At 74.9% G+C, this 17227-nt stretch carries 14 protein-coding genes; 4 read left to right on the top strand and 10 right to left on the bottom strand.

Annotation, left to right across the window (positions count from 1 at the left end; genetic code table 11):
- Positions 1-122: 122 nt before the first annotated feature.
- Together gabT and ACFQ6N_RS24375 are read left to right on the top strand one after the other, a co-directional pair.
- Positions 123-1463 carry a 4-aminobutyrate--2-oxoglutarate transaminase gene (gabT, locus tag ACFQ6N_RS24380; RefSeq protein ID WP_380652723.1) on the top strand — a complete coding sequence of 447 codons (1341 nt, stop codon included), beginning with the start codon at positions 123-125 and terminating at the stop codon, positions 1461-1463.
- Positions 1464-2014: 551 nt separating this feature from the next.
- A complete protein-coding gene (locus tag ACFQ6N_RS24375) occupies positions 2015-2722 on the top strand; it encodes a phosphatase PAP2 family protein (protein ID WP_380652720.1) in 708 nt (235 codons plus the stop codon).
- Here ACFQ6N_RS24375 and ACFQ6N_RS24370 read toward each other — a convergent pair.
- Positions 2695-3027: a DUF2218 domain-containing protein gene (locus tag ACFQ6N_RS24370; RefSeq protein WP_380652717.1), complete on the bottom strand. Its 333-nt coding sequence runs from the start codon at positions 3025-3027 to the stop codon at positions 2695-2697. The two genes, ACFQ6N_RS24375 and ACFQ6N_RS24370, sit on opposite strands and share 28 nt — an antisense overlap.
- A 167-nt stretch (positions 3028-3194) precedes the next feature.
- Here ACFQ6N_RS24370 and ACFQ6N_RS24365 point away from each other — a divergent pair, with 167 nt between their 5' ends.
- Entirely contained in the window at positions 3195-3752 is a 558-nt protein-coding gene (locus ACFQ6N_RS24365) for a MarR family winged helix-turn-helix transcriptional regulator (RefSeq protein WP_380652714.1), read from the top strand.
- Here the strand turns inward: ACFQ6N_RS24365 and ACFQ6N_RS24360 are convergent.
- On the bottom strand, positions 3749-4630 hold the full coding sequence (locus ACFQ6N_RS24360; protein ID WP_380652711.1) for an EamA family transporter: 882 nt from the start codon (positions 4628-4630) through the stop codon (positions 3749-3751). The genes ACFQ6N_RS24365 and ACFQ6N_RS24360 overlap by 4 nt on opposite strands.
- Positions 4631-4829: 199 nt before the next feature.
- On the opposite strand from ACFQ6N_RS24360, the gene ACFQ6N_RS24355 reads away from it, so the two are divergent.
- Positions 4830-5762, top strand: coding sequence for a LysR family transcriptional regulator (locus tag ACFQ6N_RS24355; protein WP_380652708.1), 933 nt, complete (start codon positions 4830-4832; stop codon positions 5760-5762).
- Positions 5763-5858: 96 nt separating this feature from the next.
- Here the strand turns inward: ACFQ6N_RS24355 and ACFQ6N_RS24350 are convergent, their stop codons facing one another.
- From ACFQ6N_RS24350 to ACFQ6N_RS24315, 8 genes are all read right to left on the bottom strand, one after another.
- Positions 5859-6623: a ZIP family metal transporter gene (locus tag ACFQ6N_RS24350; RefSeq protein ID WP_380652705.1), complete on the bottom strand. Its 765-nt coding sequence runs from the start codon at positions 6621-6623 to the stop codon at positions 5859-5861.
- 308 nt (positions 6624-6931) lie between these two features.
- Positions 6932-8770 (bottom strand): restriction endonuclease, encoded by a 1839-nt coding sequence (locus ACFQ6N_RS24345; RefSeq protein WP_380652701.1) that lies wholly within the window; start codon positions 8768-8770, stop codon positions 6932-6934.
- 115 nt (positions 8771-8885) lie between these two features.
- The gene (locus ACFQ6N_RS24340) at positions 8886-10745 is read right to left on the bottom strand and encodes a hypothetical protein (RefSeq protein WP_380652698.1); all 1860 of its coding nucleotides are present in this window, start codon (positions 10743-10745) and stop codon (positions 8886-8888) included.
- 196 nt (positions 10746-10941) lie between these two features.
- Positions 10942-11598: a YigZ family protein gene (locus ACFQ6N_RS24335; protein ID WP_380652695.1), complete on the bottom strand. Its 657-nt coding sequence runs from the start codon at positions 11596-11598 to the stop codon at positions 10942-10944.
- Between the two features lie 187 nt (positions 11599-11785).
- Positions 11786-13081: a DUF6986 family protein gene (locus tag ACFQ6N_RS24330; protein WP_380652692.1), complete on the bottom strand. Its 1296-nt coding sequence runs from the start codon at positions 13079-13081 to the stop codon at positions 11786-11788.
- Between the two features lie 110 nt (positions 13082-13191).
- The gene (locus ACFQ6N_RS24325) at positions 13192-14733 is read right to left on the bottom strand and encodes a DUF2637 domain-containing protein (protein ID WP_380652689.1); all 1542 of its coding nucleotides are present in this window, start codon (positions 14731-14733) and stop codon (positions 13192-13194) included.
- Positions 14734-14956: 223 nt separating this feature from the next.
- Positions 14957-15622 carry a response regulator gene (locus ACFQ6N_RS24320; RefSeq protein WP_380652687.1) on the bottom strand — a complete coding sequence of 222 codons (666 nt, stop codon included), beginning with the start codon at positions 15620-15622 and terminating at the stop codon, positions 14957-14959.
- Positions 15574-16983 (bottom strand): sensor histidine kinase, encoded by a 1410-nt coding sequence (locus ACFQ6N_RS24315; RefSeq protein ID WP_380652684.1) that lies wholly within the window; start codon positions 16981-16983, stop codon positions 15574-15576. The genes ACFQ6N_RS24320 and ACFQ6N_RS24315 overlap by 49 nt, the downstream gene beginning before the upstream one ends.
- Between the last annotated feature and the right edge of the window lie 244 nt (positions 16984-17227).

Below are 17227 nucleotides of genomic sequence, written 5' to 3'. Positions count from 1 at the left end.
GCGACCGGTGCTGGCCGTGCCGGACAAGTCGGACGGCGCACTGCTACCGAGTGGCGCATGCCCGGTCGGGGAGGGCGGCCGTAGCCTGCGAAGCACCGAGCCGAGAAGTCTGGAGAAACCCCATGAGCGCCGCAACGCCGCTCCCGCAGGAGCGCCGCCTGGTCACTGCGATCCCCGGTCCGAAGTCGCAGGAGCTGCAGGCCCGCAAGCTGGGTGCGGTGGCGGCCGGCGTCGGCACCACCCTGCCGGTGTACGTGTCCCGCGCCAACGGCGGCGTGCTGGAGGACGTGGACGGCAACTCGCTGATCGACTTCGGCTCCGGCATCGCCGTGACCAATGTCGGCAACAGCGCCGAGGCCGTGGTGGCCCGGGCGAGCGAGCAGCTGGCCGCCTTCACCCACACCTGTTTCATGGTGACCCCGTACGAGGGTTACGTGGCCGTGGCCGAGCAGCTGAACGAGCTGACCCCGGGTGACCACGAGAAGCGCACGGCGCTGTTCAACTCGGGTGCCGAGGCGGTCGAGAACGCGGTGAAGGTCGCCCGCGCCTACACCAAGCGCACCGCCGTCGTGGTGTTCGACCACGGCTACCACGGCCGCACGAACCTCACCATGGGCCTGACGGCGAAGAACATGCCGTACAAGCAGGGCTTCGGCCCGTTCGCCCCGGACATCCACCGGGTGCCGGTGGCCTACCCGTACCGCTGGCTGACCGGTGCGGAGAACTGTGCCGCCGAGGCCGCCGCGCAGGCGATCGAGATCATCAACAAGCAGATCGGCGCCGAGAACGTCGCCGCGATCATCATCGAGCCGATCCAGGGCGAGGGCGGTTTCATCGAGCCGGCCAAGGGCTTCCTGCCGGCGATCGTGGAGTTCGCGAAGGCGAACGGCATCGTGTTCGTCGCGGACGAGATCCAGACCGGTTTCTGCCGTACCGGCCAGTGGTTCGCCTGTGACGACGAGGGCATCGTCCCGGACCTGATCACGACCGCCAAGGGCATCGCCGGCGGTCTGCCGCTGGCCGCGGTGACCGGCCGCGCCGAGATCATGGACGCCGCGCACGCGGGTGGCCTGGGCGGCACCTACGGCGGCAACCCGGTGGCCTGTGCCGCCGCGCTGGGTGCCATCGAGACGATGAAGGAGCAGGACCTCGTCGGCAAGGCGCAGCGGATCGGCGAGGTCATGCTGGGCCGTCTGCGGGCGATGCAGGAGAAGTTCGACATCATCGGCGAGGTCCGCGGCCGCGGCGCGATGATCGCCATCGAGCTGGTGAAGCCGGGCGGCAAGGAGCCGAACGCGGAGGCCACCGCGGCCATCGCCAAGGCCTGCCACGCCGAGGGCCTGGTGGTACTGACCGCCGGCACCTACGGCAACGTGCTGCGCTTCCTGCCGCCGCTGGTCATGCCGGAGCACCTGCTGAACGAGGGCCTGGACATCCTGGAGGGTGCCTTCACCGCCGTCTGAGCGGTGTCGCCCGTCAGGTCGTGAACCCCCTCCGGAGGGATTGTCCGGACAGCGCTGAACGGCCCGTGGGGACCTCTGGTCCGCACGGGCCGTTCGGTTGTGTCCTGCCGTGTGTGGAGTGTCCCGGGGGCTGTGGAGGGGCTGCCCGGGGCAGGGTGAAGATGATGTGCGGAATCGCTGAAGGCGCTCGGCGCGGAAAGGCTGTTGACGTAGTGTCATCGCAGATGGACAGCGAGCCTCAGCCGTGGGCGGAGCCATCCGCGGGGCGTTCCCCGGGGGCGGGTCCGCGGGTGCCTCGCGAGGACAACCAGGCCGCCCCGGGAGGGGCGGCGCACACCGAAGGCCGATCGACCGACCGTCCGACCCACACCCCCCGGGGCGCACGGAACGGCGATCATCAGAGCCGCCCCGGAGCTCTCCCCCCTGCTCCGGGGCGGCTGTCCGCTTTCCCGGCCCGTCCGGTCCGCCCGGACCATCCGGACCTCCCGGACCGGTCCGGTCCTGGATCCCCGCCCACCCGCGCCACCCTCGCCACTCGTACCGCACACGCCGTGCGGTCGGCGGCCGTGCCGGTGGCGGCCGCGGTGGTGCTGCTGGTGGTGTCCTTGCAGGTGGCGGTGGACGGGCCGCTGCTGGGGCTGGACCGCTGGGTCCGCCGGGCCGTGCACACGGCGCGCCACGACCTCCCGACCAAACTGCCCGACGGTCTCGGCCACGTCCTGTCGGACCTGGGCAGCAGCGTGCCGGCTATCCCGGTGCTGCTGCTGGCCGGTGCGCTGGCCGCCTGGCGGTGGCGCCGGGCCGGGGTGGGGCGCTGGTGGCTGCCGCTGCCGGTCGCGGCGCTGGCGGCGGGGGCGATCCCGTTGCTGGTGGTCCCGGCGAAGTCGGCGTTCGGCCGTCCGGGCCCGCTCGGCGACCCGCTGCTGCCGGGGCAGTGGGGCTGGTACCCGTCGGGGCACACCGCGACCGCGGCGGTCTCGTACGGGGTGGCGGCCCTGCTGCTGGCGCGGACGATGGGTCCGCGCGCCGCGCGGGGGCTGACGGCGGGTGCGGCGGTGCTGGCGCTCGGGGTGGGTGCGGGGCTGGTGTGGAGCGACTTCCACTGGCTGCTGGACGTGGTGGCCAGTTGGTGCCTGGCCGTCCTGGTGCTGTGGCCGCTCGACCGGTGGATGCCGCGGCCGTTCGACCGGCCGCTCGACCGGCGGGTGCCCGGGCCGGGTGCCGGGGGGTGTCAGGCCTCGGGGTCGTCGTTGCGGTGAACCAGGCCGGCTTCGCCGTTGTCGCGCTGCCATTCGATGACGAGTTCGTCGCGGGCGCCGAAGCGGACGAGGTGGCGGCCGACGACGTCCTCCAGGCCGGGCAGGTTCTCGCGCTCGCTCTCGACGGTGAGCAGCAGCGCGTCGGCCTGCGCTTCCAGGGTGGCGGTGCCGGCGCCGAAGACCAGGGTGCCCCGGCCGGTCTCGTCGGAGTAGGCGGCCTCGATCTTGCGCCCCATGTGGGCGGCGAGCTGCTTGGCGTAGCGGCCGGGACGGTCGGTGGCGACGCGCGCCGTGGAAATGGGCATGGGCCCTCCAGAGTCGGGGAGGGAACTTAGGGCCCCCTCACTCGGACCTACGCTAACGCAGATACTGAGCTAAGCTCAACATATTTCTCCGGCCGTCACCGCCCGACCACCGGGAGCCCCCGGCCCGGTCGCTACGCTTGGCCGGACCCCAGCCGAGGAGAGCGCCGATGACCACCACGCCGACCGACGACCCGGCGCACTCCTCCTCCGACCCGCTCCCCGGCTCCCCCGCCGGCGCCCCCTCGCCCGCCGGTCCCCCCGCCGGCGCCGGCGCCGCCGAACTGGCGGACGCGATGACCCGGGCGATCAAGCGGATCCGGCGCCAGACCGGCTGGCGGCTGGAGCCGTACGGCATCACCCCCGGCCAGGCCCGGGCCCTGCGCACGCTCGCCCACGTGCCCGGCTGCGAGACGCCGGACCACGCGATGCGGCTGAGCGACCTCGCCGAGAAGCTGCACATCGCACCGCGCTCGGCCACCACCGTGGTCGACGCCTTGGAGGAGGCCGGCCTGGTCGAACGCAGCCCCGACCCGGCCGACCGGCGGGCCGTGCGGATCCTGCTGACCGAGGCCGGCCGCGCGGCCGTGGAGCGGATCGGGCAGGTCCGGGACGAGGTGGCGCAGGAGTACTTCGGGGAGGTCAGCCCCGCCGACGAGGAGGTGCTGCTGCGGGTGCTGCGCTCCGCCGAGGCCCGCTTCCTCGCAGCCGGGCCGCCACGCCGCTAGCCCTTGCCCTCGGCCCTCCGCGTGCCCCCCGGACGCAGCGCGGTGATCCCGATCCCGGCGATCACCAGCAGCGCGGCCGCAGCGGACGTCGGGCCGACCGGCTCGCCGAGCAGCAGCCAGGCCGAGGACATCCCGAAGACCGGCACCAGCAGCGAGTAGGGCGCGACGGCGGTCGCGTCGTAGGTGCGCAGCAGGAAGCTCCAGGCCACGAAGCCGAGCAGGGTGGAGGCGAGCCCGACGTAGGCGATCGCGCCGAGCCCGGCCGGGGTGATGTCGCGCAGTGCGCGCAGGTCCGCCTCCGGGCCCTCGACCAGCAGGGACAGGGCCAGCAGCGGCAGCGGCGGGACGGCGCTGACCCAGACCATCCAGCGCAGCGCGTCCGGCGGCGCGGCCCTGCGGGTGAGCACATTGGCCAGCCCCCAGGCGACGGCGGCCAGGACGACCAGGGCGAAGGCCCCCAGCGGGCCGCCGCCGCCCTGCGCGTACGCGCTCAGCGCGATGCCGGCGAAGGCGATCGCCAGGCCCAGGAGCCGCTGCCCGCCGGGGCGTTCGCGCAGCAGCACGGCGGCGAACAGGGCGGTGAAGCCGGCCTGCCCCTGAAGTGCCAGGGAGGACAGGCCGGCCGGCATCCCGGCGTGCATGCCGAGGAAGAGCAGCCCGAACTTGACCATCCCGAGGACCACGCCGACCGCCACCACCCAGCGCCAGGCGACCTTGGGCGGGCCGACGAAGAAGACCGCCGGCACGGCGACGACGGCGAACCGCAGGGCGCAGAAGAGCAACGGCGGGAAGTTGTCGAGGCCCACGTGGATGAGCACGAAGTTGAGTCCCCAGACGGCAGCCACCAGGACGGCCAGCGCGATGTGGGACGCGCTCATGCTCGCGCCGGACGGGCGGCTTGTGCGGCCCGTGTCCGTACGGCCTGTGCGGCTGGGGCCGGTGGCTGTGCGGCCGGCTGTGCTGCTCGTGCTCGCGCCGCTCGCGGCGGCGGGTGTCCCGGTCATGGGTCGAGCATCGCGGCGCGGGACCGTGTAGCACCAGCGATGAATACTGAAGGAGACACTTTAGGATTGCTGCATGATGGATCTGGGGCGCCTGCGGGCGCTGCACGCGGTGGCGGTGCACGGCTCGGTCGGCGGAGCGGCGGCGGCTCTCGGGTTCACGCCCTCGGCGGTCTCGCAGCAGATCGCCAAGCTGGAGCGGGAGACCCGGACGGTCCTGCTGGAACGGCAGGGCCGGGGCGTGGTGCTGACCGACGCGGCGCGGGAGCTGGCCGCCACCGCGCAGACCGTGTTGGGGCTGGTCGAGCAGGCCGAGGTCCGGTTGGAGGAGCAGCGCGGCCAGGCGGTCGGACGGCTGCTGGTCGCCGCGTTCGCGTCCGGCGCGCGCGGGCTGATGCCCGGGGTGCTGGCCGATCTGCGGCGGCGCTGCCCGGAGCTGGACGTCCGGCTGCTGGAACGGGATCCGTACCCGGCGGCCGAGCTGGTGGCCCGGGGCGAGGTCGACCTGGCGCTGGTGCAGGACTGGCCGACCGTGCCGCTGCCGGTGCAGAACGGGGTGTCCCGGCTGGACCTCGGGACGGACCCGGTGGACCTGCTGCTGCCCGCCGACGACGACCTGGCCGCGCTCGACCCGGTGCCGGTGGAGCGGCTGTGCGGGCAGCGCTGGATCAGCGTGCCGCCGGGCAACATCTGCCACGACTGGCTGGTCCGCACCCTGCGCGAGGCCGGCGAGGAACCGGACGTGCGCTACCAGGTCGGCGAGTTCGAGACGCAGATCGCGCTGGTCGCGGCCGGCCTCGGGATGGGCCTGGTGCCGAAGCTCGGGCGGGGGCCGCTGCCGCCGGGGGTGGCGGCCCGCCGGGTGACGCCGGAGCCGGGCCGCCGGGTGTTCGCGCTCTGGCGCTCCCAGGCCTCCCGGCGGCCGGCCATCACCGAGGCGCTGGCCTCGATGCGGGAGGGCTGGGGACGCCTGGAGGAGCGGCGGCGGGCAGCGGAGGGGCGGGCGTAGCCGACGTCCGACGGGCCCGGACGGCGGGGCCGGAACGGCGGGGCCGGAACGGCGGGGCCGGAACGACCTGCCGGACGGCCGGGGCGGACGGCCGGCTCAGACGGCGAGGCCGATCACCAGCCACATGAAGCCGACCCCGGCGAGCGTGCACAGCAGGGTGCTGCGCGAGGGGTGCGGGCTGTGGGCCTCGGGGAGGATGTCGGAGGTCGCCAGGTAGAGCAGAAAGCCGGAGAAGAAGCCCAGGTAGAGGCCGAGCAGGTGCTCCGGGATGGTGAACGCCAGGGTGATCGCGGCGCCGGACACCGGGGCCAGCGCGTCCGCTGCGAGCAGGGTCAGCGCCCGGCGCCGGTTGTTCCCGTACAGCCGGGTGATCGTGTACGTGTTGAAGCCGTCCGCGAAGTCGTGGGCGACGACCGCGATGGCCACCACGGTGCCGACCGTGGTGCCGGCCTGGAAGGCGGCGCCGATCGCGAAGCCGTCCATCACGCTGTGCCCGACCAGGGCGAGCGCGGCGGTCAGTCCGACGCCCTGGCGTCCGGTGTCGTGGGCGTGCCCGTGCCCGTGGCCGTGGGTGTGCTCGGCGTACTCGCCCTCGTGGCCGCGGTGGATGGCGACCGCGCGTTCGACCACGTGGATGGTGAGGAAGCCGGCCGCGAACATCAGCAGTGCCTGCGGCACGCCGTGCACCTCGCCCGGCGCCTGGTGGAGCGCCTCGGGCAGCAGGTCGAAGACGACCACGCCGAGCATCAGTCCGGCGGCGAAGCCGAGCACCAGGTGGCGGCGGTCACCGGTGCGCTGGGCGACGAAGCCGCCGATCAACGTCATCAGGAACGCCCCGGCGGCGACCAGGACGGCGGTCATCGGGCCGCCTCCGCCGCGGGTGCGGCCGGATGGCCGGTGCCGTCCTGTGGTCTGCCGAGCGCTCTGCCCATTCCTCTCCCCCCGGGGTCCGCCCGTGGCCGGGCCGACCGCCGACCGTACCGGACGCCCGTTCGAGGCCTGTCGGCCGGGGTGCCGGAGCCGACCGGGGCCCGTTTCCCCAGCCTCGGTCCGGGCGCGGCGGGACGCCCGCCGGATGGGCCGTCGGGGTGATCCGCAGGTGGTGCGGCCAGCGGACGGCGGGACGGGCCCAGCGGACGGCGGTAGGCGTCAGCGGTAGGCGGTAGGCGTCAGCGCCCGGCGGTCAGCGGTAGACCGAGGTGGGTGCGGGCGAGTTCGCGGACGCCGTCGCCGTCGACGAGGTGGATGTGCCGGTGGCTGTCCTCGGCGGTGAGGTCGAGGGCCTCGTCGTCGAAGCGGCCGGTGGTCAGCCGCAGGCCGCGTTCGGCGGACTCCTCGCGGACCGCCTCGGCCAGCGTGGCGATCTGCTCCGCGGTGACCGGTTCGTCGTCCCGGGAGGCCCAGACCACCCAGCGGCCGGGCAACGCGCTGCCCGGGGCGCCCTCGCCGGTGGCGACCAGCCCGGCCGGGCCGCGCAGCCGGACGCTCCACTCGGCGAGCCCGCCCCGGGTGAGCAGGTCGCGCACCAGTTGGGCGAACTCGTTGGCGGACAGGTCAGGCGCGGCCGGTACGGCGGCCCCGGCCAGGGCGGCGGGCCGGACGCCCACCCGGTCGTACGGGTCCGGGGTGACCGCGGCGTCGAGCCGGCGCAGCCGCACGAGGGCCTCGTCCCGCTCGGCGTCCGCGTAGACCCCCTCGGTGTCGTGGTCCTCGTACGGGGTCTCCGGCGGCAGCAGCCGGGTGCGGGCCAGCGCGTCGCGGTCGGCGTCCACGCTGACCAGGCAGAGCGGTTCGGCCGTGCCCGGCTCGCGCAGCCAGCCGTTGAGGACCACACCGGCGAGTATCTCGTCGGTGTCGACGGCGTCGGCGGCCTGGAGGGCGCGCAGGGCGAGCCGGGCGACCAGCCGCAGGTAGTCGGTGGCCCGGTCCGCGGGCGGGCGCGGCACCGGGACGATGTCGCCGTCCGGGGCGAGCCGGTAGCCGGTGAGCGAGGGCACCAGGTCGAGCGGCGGCAGGTCGAGGTCCAGCACGGCGGTGCGGGTGAGCGGGCGGAACACCGCCCGGCAGGGGGCGGGCAGGTCCTGGGTGGCGGTCTCGGCGGCGGCCAGCGCTCGTTCCAGCAGCGACTCCACGGCGGCCGGTTCGGCCAGTCGGTACGCCCGGCGGCACTCCTCCAGGCTCTCGTTGTACTCGCGCACGGCGCGGGCGCGGGCCTCCTCGGCCGCCTCATGGGCGCGCCGGGACTCGTCGGCGGCCGGGCTCCCGGCCTCCGCCCGGCGGGTGCGCCACTCCCGCAGGGCTCGCTGGTGGGTGAGCCGGGCCTGGGCCAGTTCGCGCTGGTAGCCGGAGTCGAGGAGGCGGCGGGACGGGGCGGCCTCGGGATCGGCCGCGGCCGGTTCGGCGGGCGCGAAGTCCGCCCAGCGGGGCTCCGGTCCCTCGGTCGCGGCGGTGTCGGCGCCGGGGCCGTCGGCCGGGTAGGGGCGGGGCGCGTAGTGGCGCAGCTGGCTCTCGAAGTCCATGGCCGAGACGGGCAGGGCGGAGCGCCGCAGCAGGTCGGCCAGCCGGTCGTGCTCGGCCTGGACGGTGACCGTGCGGTGGTGGGTCAGGGCGGCGGCCCGGGCGTGCGCGGCGACGGCTTCGTCGTGGTCCCCGGGGCCGGGGCCGGGGCCGGCACCGCCCGGTTCGGCGGCGTCCGGGCCGGCACCGGTCGGGCCGGCACCGGTCGGGCCGGCACCGGTCGGGTCGGTGCCGCTCGGACGGGCGCTGCCGTGGTCGGCGCCGGTCGGACCGCCGGAGGCCGGGTCGGCACCGGTCGGGTCGACGGGGCGGGCCTGGCCCGGGACGGACGGGCCGTCACCGACCGGGCCCCCGCCGGGGCGGCCGGTGACGGTGCCGTCCGGCTCCGGGACCTCGGCGCCGAGGTCCCGGAAGACCGAGGCCAGGAAACCCGGTCGGGGGACCCGGACGGTGGCGGTGCCGTCGGGCCGGCCGTCTGCTGAGTGCTGCATCGGTCGTCGTTCCCCCATGCTCGTCCGGCGCCTGCCCGGGGCGGTCGGCGAACCCGCGGACCCACCCCCTGCCGGACATTGTCCACCGAACGGGCGCAGCGGTCAGCCAAGCCGGTCAGTTGGTCCGGGTGTTGGTGAGGTGCAGACCGATGTAACCGACGTAGATCCGGCCACTGCCCGAGCAGTCGTCCAGGTAGTGCAGCCGGGGCGCGGTACGGCCGCCGCCGATCCGCAGGTGGGCGCCCATGAACGCGCGCCTGGAGGCGTCCACGCACTCCGGCACCGGCAGCATCCGTTCGCGTTTCCACTTGGTGTGGCTGAACACCGTCCTGGACTCCCCGCGCACGGCCTTGCGGGGCGGGAAGCGGTGGCAGCCCTCCGGGGTGTGCTCGCACCACTGCTTGAAGTCCCCGCCGGCCGCGCCGCGTACGGCCGCCTCGGCGTACTCCTGGAGGGCGGTCAGGCCGTCCCAGGCGAGCCGGGCCCAGCCGGCGCCGGTGCACCGGAGCTCGTCCAGGGCGAGCGCGGTCTTCTGGTCCCCGGTGAAGGAGAGCAGCGGGAACTCGCCCAGTCTGGCCAGGAGTTCGGTGAAGGTCTCGGGCTTGCCGCAGCGCTCGGCGGGCCGGCCGGCGGGGTGCGGCCCGACCGCCGGGCCGATGCCCGACGTGGTGCAGTGGCGGCCGGTCAGGGATCGGACACCGGAGCGGAGGCGGCCCTCGTGCCCGCCGTCCCGGGCCTCGTGGCCCTCCCGGTTCTGGCCCCGCTCACCCCGGTCGCGGTGGTCGCGGCGCTCCAGGCACAGGGTGTGCCGGGCCCGTTCCAGCTCGTCGGCCCTGGCCTGCTGCTCGGCCCGGTCCTGCTGTTCCTCGCGGGCGAGCACGGCCAGTTCGGTGGCCTGCTCCCCCACCGGCCGCGCGGCGGGCGGCTCGGCTCCCGGGGCGGCCCGGCCGGCGTCCCGGCGCAGCTGCGGCGGCGGGACGCGCAGCACCGGGACGGCCGCCAGCGGCGGCGGCAGCGGCTGGTCGGCGGCGAGGCGGCGCGGCTCGCGGGCGAGCAACCCGGCGGCGCGGCGCGGATCCTGCTCTATTCGGCCGCGGGCGAGCACCGGGTGTCGGGCGCCGTCCTGCCGGGAGGCCGGGTCGACCTCGGGCAGGTAGGTGCGCACCGCCCCGCCGTAGACGCTGTGGTACTCCAGCGCCACGTTGAACCCGGTGCGGGCGCCGGGGTCCAGGACGTAGGCGGTGGCGAGGCCGGGCAGCTGGTGGCAGAGCGGGCCGACCACGTCCGCGACCCAGTGGTCGAGCGGGAGGTTCGCCGGGACGCTGGCGACCACGGTGGGCAGCCTGCGCTCCGGGTCGCACAACTCGTCGATCAGGGCGTCCACCTCGTCGGCGGTGACCACCCGGAGCGCGGGGTGGACGGCGGCCGGGCCGTCGGTGGCGTCGAGCAACGGCAGGAGCCGGCGGGCGAGTTCGGGCACCGGCACCCGGCAGGGTGTCCGCACCCCGCTGCCGGTGCTGTGCGTCTCGGCCTCCAGCCGGACCCAGGTGGGGCCGTCGGTGTCGGTGGCCACGGTGAGCGTGAGCTGCTGGGTGCCGTGCGGGGCCGGGGTCCGCAGCCGCCGCCGGTCGTAGCGGCCGGCTCCCGGGCCGCCCCGCAGCGGGCCGTGGTCGCGGTCGAGCAGGACGCGGTCGCCCAGGCGGAGGCGCTCGGCGAGGCCGGGGGCGCCGGCCGGTCCGGCGCCGGCGTCGTGTGCGGGGGGCTCCTCGAAGCCCTCCTGTTTGAGCCAGGAGGCGAGTTGTTCGTCGGCCAGGGCGACGGCCTCGGCGTGCGGGAGGGCCGTGGTGACGGTCATCCGGTAGGGCGTCGCGGGGCCGCGGTGGCCGAGGAGGCCGGCACCGGTGTGCGGGCGGGGACGGGGCGCGGTGGAGAGGTTCGTGTTCTGGCGATCGGAGATCGAACGGTCTGAGGTCATGCGCATACCTCCGTGGTGCGGGGTGGGGTCCTGTGTCCTCCATCGATGGGTTTCGTCCGGTTCCGCCGGATCCTTGCCCAGGAAACGCCACGGCCCGGAGCGGAAGTTCCAACTCCGGGCCATGACCCTACGTTCGGGTGAATCTGTTCAAGCCGTCTTCCGCGTGGCGCCGGGCGCGGGCTATGCGCGGCACCGCTCAGACCGGTACCTCGACGTAGGTGCGACCGGCCGGGACCGCCACCGCGCCGCCACCGGTCGCCTCGGCCAGCCAGGTGTGGAAGGCCGCCGTCCCGGGCTCCGGCACCCCCACCTCGATCCGCACCCCGGACGCCTCGTAGGACAGCCCGCTCACCGCGTACCCGGCCGCCCGCAGGTCGTTCTCCACCCGCCCGGCCCGGACGTGGTCCACCGTCACGGCGAGCAGCGCGACCGGCCGCCGCTCCAGCAGGCCGATCTCGTCCACCGCCTCCGACACCGCGTTCCCGTACGCCCGCACCAGGCCGCCCGCGCCGAGCTTGATCCCGCCGAAGTACCGGGTGACCACGGCGGCGGTGTCGGTCAGTCCGCGCCGGCGCAGCACCTCCAGCATCGGCACCCCGGCGGTGCCGCCGGGCTCGCCGTCGTCGCTGGAGCGCTCGCGGCGCTGCTCGTCGCCGACCACGAAGGCGGTGCAGTTGTGCCGGGCGTCCCAGTACCGCTTGCGGATCCCGGCGATGAAGGCCTGGGCCTCCTCCTCGTCGGCGACCCGGGCGAGGTGGCAGATGAACCGGGACTTCTTGATCTCGGTCTCGTGGCTGCCGGCCCGCCGGATGGTGAGGTACGGCCTGGCGGTGGGCTCCGGCGTGGCGGACATGACGCGGTGCTTCTCCCCGGAACGGCGACGACTGGCGGCGCGCGCCCCGGGGTCGCCGGGGCGGCACCGCCAGCCTAGAGCCTCGCCCGGATCCGGCCGGGCGCGCGGGCGGGCGCGCGGGCGGGGGATCGACCGCCGAGGTCCTCGCGACCGCCACCGACGGGCCGGCCCGCGCGCGGGCCGGGGATCAGCGGCCGGCCAGGGCGTCCAGCCGCGCGCGGTCCAGGCCGGTCAGCGCGGTGACCTCGGCGGGGTCGACGGCGCCGCAGTCCAGGCCGCGCAGCAGGTAGCCGCTGAGCGCCCGGGCGGTGGCGGGCTCGTCCATCACGTCGCCGCCGGTCTTGGCGACGTACGCGGCGAGCCGGGCGGCGGCGGCCGTCAGGCCCTCCCGGTAGAAGGAGTACACCGCGACGTAGCGGGTCGGCAGGTGGGCCGGGTGCATGTCCCAGCCCTGGTAGTAGGCGCGGGCCAGGGACCGGCGGACCAGGTCGTGGTGGAGCTTCCAGGCGGCGTGCACCTGCTCGGTGGAGCCGGTCGGGACGACGTTGGTCGAGCCGTCGGAGAGCCGGACCCCGGTGCCGGCCGCCGCCACCTGCATGACCGCCTTGGCATGGTCGGCGGCCGGGTGGTCCATGCTCTGGTGGGCCGCGCTGACGCCGCAGGCCGCGCTGTAGTCGAAGGTGCCGTAGTGCAGGCCGGTGGCGCGGCCCTCGGCGGCCTCGATCATCCGGGCGACGGTGGCCCGGCCGTCCGGGCCGAGGACGGCCTGGGTGGTCTCGATCTGGATCTCGAAGCCGATCCGGCCGGCCGGCAGCCCGGCCCGGTGCTCGAAGTCCTCCAGCAGCCGGACCAGCGCGGTGACCTGCTCGGCATAGGTCACCTTGGGCAGGGTCAGCACCAGCCCGTCCGGGAGGCCGCCGTGGCGCAGGAGGGTGGCCAGGAAGAGTTCCAGGGTGCGGATGCCGCGGGCGCGGACCGGCGCCTCCATGCACTTGATCCGGATGCCGACGTACGGCGGGGCGCCGCCCTCGGCCACGGCGGCGGCGACCAGTTCGGCGGCCCGGACGGCCGCCGCGTCCTCCTCCGCGTCGGGGCGGGGGCCGTAGCCGTCCTCGAAGTCGATCCGCAGGTCCTCGATCGGCTCGCGCGCCAGCTTGGCGCGCACCCGCGCGTGCACGTCGGCGAGCAGCGCGTCGTCGGCGACGCCGAGGGCGCGGGCCAGCTCGGCGGGGGTGCCGGCGTGGGTGTCGAAGGCCGTCAGGGCCTGGCGGCCCCATGCGCGCACGGTGTCGGCGCCGAAGGTGTCGGCCGGGACGTAGACGGTGTGCACCGGCTGCCTGGTCCCGGAGTCGCCCGGGTAGCGGCGCGCCAGTTCGGCGTCGACGGGGCCGAGCAGCGCCTCGACGGCGGCGCGGGCGCCGGTGGAGAAGGAGGCCCCGTCCGCCGGCCCGTTTCCGTCGACCTCGACCTCGACCTGCGACATCCGCACTCCTCCATGCCGAACCAGCGCTTCAACAATTTGTTGAGGCGAAGGTAGCTCCGGCGGGGTCGGGCGTCAATGGCCGACCGAGCGCCGGACGGTGGCGCTGGCGGTCAGTCCCTCCCGGCGGCGGCGTAGCGCTCGTGCAGCTTCGGGTAGAGGTCGGCGACGTCCTTGGGGTGGACCGAGCCGTCCGGGGCGTTGCCCGTGACGCCGTACTCGCTGGTCAGCCAGGCGGCCAGGCGCTGGGGATCGGGCTGGCGCCCGTCGTTGCTGTCCATGTACGAGACCAGGGCCTCGTAGACCAGGTCCAGGTCGAGGCGGGCCGGCGCCGGGCGCGGTTCGGGCTGCTCGGCTTGGGCGGGCTCCTCGGCCGGAACCGGCTGCTCGACCGGGGCCGCCTGCTCCGACCCCGGGGACGGCGCACCCTGCTGCTGCGGCGCGGGGGCCGGAACGGGCTCCTCGGCGACCGGACGCGGGGGCTTGAACCACGGCGAGGCCTGGCCGGGGACCCGTCCACCCGGGGCGGCGTCGGTCGGGTGGCCGGTGGTGCGGACCGGGCGCTCGGTCCAGACGTTCAGCTCCTCGCCGCGCGGCGGCGGGACCTCGTCCGGTGCCTCCGCCGGCTCCTGCGCGGCACGCAGCCGGACGGCGGCCAGCTTCGCCAGCATGGGCGCGGCCACCTCGGCGGGCATCGGCGCGACAGCCGCGGGGGCCGGCGCGGGAGTCGCGGGAGCGGCGGGAGTTGCGGGAGTTGCGGCCGCGGGCGCCTGGGCCTCCTGCTGCGGGTGCCGGAGCTGCTGCGGCTGAACCGCCGCGGTGGCGGCGGCAACCGGGGCGGCCTGCGCGACCGCGGCCGGGGCTGCGACCGCGGCGGCCGTCGCCGGGGCGATGGCGGCCGCAGCGGCGTCCTGGAGCGGGAGCTCCTGTGCGGCCTGCTCCACCGCCGGGGTCTCCCTGGCCTCGCGCTCGCGGCCCTCGTCGTCCAGCCGGTCGAGCAGCGCCGGGTCCAGCGGCACGCCGAACTTGGCGAGCTTGAGCGGCAGCAGCGCCTGGATCGGCGCCGAGCGGCGCCAGCCCCGGCCGTAGCGGAAGCGCAGCTGCGCCCGGTAGACCAGCCGGTTCTGTTCCAGGCGGATGACCTCGTCGTAGGAGCGGAGCTCCCAGAGCTTCATCCGCCGCCACAGCCGGAAGGTCGGCACCGGGGACAGCAGCCAGCGCATCACCCGGACCGATTCCATGTGGCGGTCCGCCGTGATCGCCGCGATCCGGCCGACCGCGTGGCGGGAGGCCTCGACCACGACGACGAAGAGCACCGGGATGACGGCGTGCATCCCCATGCCGAGCGGGTCGCCCCAGGAGGCGGCCGCGTTGAAGGCGATGGTGGCGACGGTCAGCAGCCAGGCGGTCTGCCGCAGCATCGGGAAGGGGATCCGCAGCCAGGTCAGCACCAGGTCGAGTGCCAGGAGCACGACGATGCCCGCGTCTACGCCGATCGGGAAGGCATAGGAGAAGGCGCCGAAACCTTTCTCCAACGCCAGCTCGCGCACCGCGTTGTACGAGCCCGCGAAGCCGATGCCCGAGATGATGAAGGCGCCGGCCGCGACCAGGCCGAGCAGGCCGCGATGGGCCTTGGTGAGCGTTGGGCGTGCCATTACGTCTATCAACCCCTGGATGTCGGCTGCGGCCGTACGCTGCCTCGACTGCCGGGTCCCGCTGGTCGGGCCGCCGGACGGTCGAGCGACCTCCGGGCTCGGCCCACCGGAGTTTACTCGTACACCTGTTTAAGCGTTTCCACAGCCTGGGGTGTCACTGTGCGACGCGAACGGAACCGGGCAGCGGTGCGGAGCGACCCGCCCACCGGTACCGGCCGCACCGTCAGCCGCTCTGCGCCGCCGTCCCGTTGAGGTACGTCAGCACGGCCAGCACCCGGCGGTTGGCGTCCTCGTCCGGGGCGAGTTCGAGCTTGCTGAAGATGTTGGCGATGTGCTTGGCCACCGCACCGTCGCTCACCGAGAGCCGCGCGCCGATGGCCGAGTTGGAACAGCCCTCGGCCATCAGCTCCAGCACCTCGCGCTCACGCGGGGACAGCCGCAGCAGTGGGCCCGGCCGGCGTGAGGTGGTCTGCATCAGCTTGGCGATCACGTCCGGGTCCATCGCCGTCCCGCCCGACGCCACCCGGCGGACCGCGTCGATGAACTGCCCCGCGTTGAACACCCGGTCCTTCAGCAGGTAGCCGATCCCGCCCGTGCCGTCGGCCAGCAACTCCCGCGCGTACAGCTGCTGGACGTGCTGCGACAGCACCAGGACGGGCAGGCCCTGGATCTCCCGACGAGCCTTGAGCGCCGCCTGCAGCCCCTCGTCGGTGAGCGTCGGGGGCAGCCGGACGTCGACCACCGCGACGTCCGGACGGTGCGCCAGCAGCGCCTCCAGCAGTTCGGGCCCGGTCTCCACCGCCGCGACGACGGTGAACCCGTGCGCTTCCAGCAGCCTGATCAGACCTTCGCGAAGGAGGTAGAGGTCCTCGGCGAGGACAACTCGCACGGCAACTCCAAGGTGATGGTGGTGGGACCGCCCGACGTGCTGTCGATGGCGAGGACACCGTCGAAGGTACCCAATCGCTTCTCGATTCCGCGCAGTCCGGTCCCCCGGGAGGGATCGGCCACCCCGACGCCGTCGTCCGTCACCGTGACCCGCAGGAAGCCGGCCCGGTACAGGATGTCCACCCACACCTGCTCGGCGCCCGAGTGCTTGGCCGCGTTGGCCAGCAGCTCGCAGATGCTGAAGTACACGCCGGCCTCGACCGGGGCCGGCAGCCGGTCCGGCACGCTCACGAACACCTCGGTCGGCAGGGCGCCGTCCAGTGCCAGCGCCCGTACGGCGTCGCCCAGTCCACGCTCGGCGAGCACCGGCGGGTGGATCCCGCGGACCAGGTCCCGCAGCTCCTGCAAGGCCCGGGCCGAGGACTGCCGGGCCTCGGCGAGGAGCTCGCGCGCGGCCTCCTGGTCGGTCTCCATCAGGTGCTCGATCGTGCCCAGCGTCATCCCGATCGCCACCAGCCGCGCCTGCGCGCCGTCGTGCAAGTCGCGCTCGATCCGCCGCAGCTCGGCCGCCTGGCTGCCCACCGCGTCGGCCCGCGTCTCGGTCAGCTCGGCCACCCGCCTCGTCAGCTGCGCGTGCGACGCCCGGCCCTCCTGGTCCAGGATCCGGCGGGCCACCTCCGCGTACGTCCGCACCGCGAGCGGTGCCACGAGGATCCCGGCCACGACCATGGCGGCCCCGAGCACGATGCCCAACAGGGCCGACGTCATGCGCCCGTTCAGCGGGCCGAACCCGTCCGCCGGTACCGGCCCGCCCAGTATGACGGCCGCGCCCAGCACGAGCAGCGCCACCACCGGCCCGGCCAGGGCCAGCGTCAGGAACGGGTTCACGCCGAGCCAGGTCAGCTCGGCACGCGTCGTCCGGTCCCGCAGGCCCCAGTGGACCAGCTGCGCGTACTTCGCCACCGCCCGGGACCGGTGGTACGAGTAGCCCGTCCACCAGTGCCCTCGTCCGTCCATCTCCAGCCCCGGCATGGGCTCGTACCTCGCCGGCAGCCGGACGCCGAACCAGCGCTCCAACAGCCCGCGCGTCCGGTTCGCGGTGCGGCGGACGTTGGCGGCGGCCACCACCGCGCCGACGGCCGCGGCCACCAGCAGGGGGCCGAAGACCTCCAGGCCGAACCGCTGGAGGAACTGGAAGGACAGCACACCCGCGAAGACCGCGGCGCCCACCGGCAGCACCGCCCCCGGCACCGCGGCGGCCACCACCACGCCCAGCCGCGCCAGCCCCTCTCCGCCGGCCACGAAGGCCGCCTGGGCCTGAGCACGTACGGACGTGCCGCTCGTACGACTCGCTGTTGTCACGGGAAGCTCCTGTTGCCGGTACCGATCGTCGTCCATCAGTGTTCACGAACCGTCCGCCACCCACACTGGCCATGACACCCCAAATCCGGGGTAGACCTAGGACCACCTGCCGGTGGTTGCAGGAACACCGGGCCGGTGGGCTGGTCCGAAAATGCGAAAAACCCCCATCCGGATACCGGATGGGGGTTTTTCTGAATGATTGTTCGGCGGCGTCCTACTCTCCCACAGGGTCCCCCCTGCAGTA

The organism is Kitasatospora sp. NPDC056446 (assembly GCF_042796115.1).
In the GTDB taxonomy this organism is placed as follows: Bacteria; Actinomycetota; Actinomycetes; order Streptomycetales; family Streptomycetaceae; genus Kitasatospora.
Note: the sequence above shows the minus strand (reverse complement) of the source record. Positions and strands in the feature narration are given on the sequence as shown.